At 34.6% G+C, this 416-nt stretch carries 1 protein-coding gene; it reads left to right on the forward strand.

Annotated features, from left to right (window positions below):
* The coding region (locus EAS64_RS48155) for a transglycosylase domain-containing protein (RefSeq protein ID WP_187366586.1) at positions 1-416 on the forward strand (416 nt) is incomplete at both ends.

Below are 416 nucleotides of genomic sequence, written 5' to 3' on the forward strand. Positions count from 1 at the left end.
TTTTAGGAGATAGTGTTACCTTCCAACGTAAAGCTAGTGAAATTGTCTATGCTCTTAAACTTAATAGCTACTTGAGTAAAGACCAAATTTTGACTGATTATTTAAATGTCTCACCTTTTGGGCGAAATAATAAAGGACAAAATATTGCAGGGATTCAAGAAGCTTCTCTTGGTATATTTGGAAAATCTGCTAAGGATTTAACAATACCTGAGGCTGCTTTTATTGCTGGGTTGCCACAAAGTCCTATCGTGTATTCTCCTTATGCGGCTGATGGTTCTCTAAAGTCAAAAGAAAACATGAGTTACGGTCTTGAACGTCAAAAAGAAGTCTTGTTTTATCTTTATCGTGGGGGCTATATTTCAGAAGCTGATTACAAGAAATACAAAGCTTATGATATTTCAACAGAATTTTTACAA

This window comes from Trebonia kvetii (assembly GCF_007827045.1).
Classification (GTDB): Bacteria; Actinomycetota; Actinomycetes; order Streptosporangiales; family Streptosporangiaceae; genus Trebonia; species Trebonia kvetii.